1 pseudogene is annotated in these 1,070 nt (G+C 64.7%); it reads right to left on the bottom strand.

Annotation, left to right across the window (positions count from 1 at the left end):
- Positions 1 to 1,070 (bottom strand): annotated as a pseudogene (locus ACDA63_RS20110) (hypothetical protein); the annotation flags it as partial.

The following is a 1,070-nucleotide window of genomic DNA, read 5'->3' as shown; positions in this document are numbered from 1 at the left end:
CGTGCTGGTTTCCGACACATCGCCGGCCGCCACGTTGGTGATCTTGGTGCCGTCGGCGCCACCGGCCAGCGTGATGCTGTCGTAGTTGACCGAACCACCGGCGTCGCGGTCGTACTTGACCGCACCCAGGTCGACGCCTTCGATCGCATCCGCCACGGTGTTGTAGGTGTCGCCACCGATGGTGATGAACGGCCCCTTCACTTCACCCGTGCTGCTGTCGATGTAGGTGTCGCCGCCGATGACGTCGACGATCTGCTGGTTGCTCGCCTTGAGCTGACGAACGTTCACCGCATCGGTGTCCTGTGTACCGCCTGCAACATTGATGATCTGACGTTCATTACCGGCGGCACCCACCGAGACCGCTCCCTGAGTCGAGGCAACGGTCGCGTTGCTGAACAGTTCGGTCGCGCCGTTCATGCCCGCACGGTCAGCGGTAGCGTTGTGGCCCAGCGCCACACCGCTCGCAACCGTCGTCGTGGCATTGGGACCCAATGCCGTTGCGTTGTCTCCCGTTGCGCTGGCATACCAGCCAAGGCTCACGGCATAGTTGCCATTTGCGTCGGCACGGTTCCCCACGGCCACCGCACCGACCTGCTTCCAGGTGTTGGTGGGGCCATACAGATGCCCCGCTACGGCACCGTTGCCGATGGCCGTGCTTTGATTCAGCGCGGCGGCGTTCGGACCGACCGCAGTACCCCACCCACCCGCAGAGGAACTGAGGCCCACGGCGAGCGCGCCAGTGGAATTCGCGACGCTGCTCGTGCCCAATGCGACTGCGCCGAAACCGGCCGCCGTCGCGCTGGTGCCGACAGCCACCGAATCGGTCCATGTCGCATAAGCGCTATACCCCACCGCGACAGCCCGGTCGCCGTTCTTGACCGAGGAAGCAGTGCCGATGGCAATAGCGTCATTGGACGAGGTGACCGTCGTGCCCGTGATGACCGCGTTCTGGCCGATGGCGATGGCGCCCAGAGAGTTCTTGCCGATCGAGGCCGAAAGACCTTGCGCAATCGTGTTGTCGCTGGAAGCGACGGCCCCCATGCCAATGGCGGACGAGTTAACGCCGGCGG

It is taken from the genome of Uliginosibacterium sp. sgz301328 (genome assembly GCF_041807905.1).
Classification (GTDB): domain Bacteria; phylum Pseudomonadota; class Gammaproteobacteria; order Burkholderiales; family Rhodocyclaceae; genus JBGVSA01.
The sequence above is the reverse complement of the archived record's forward strand: the minus strand, read 5'-3'. Positions and strand labels throughout refer to the sequence as shown.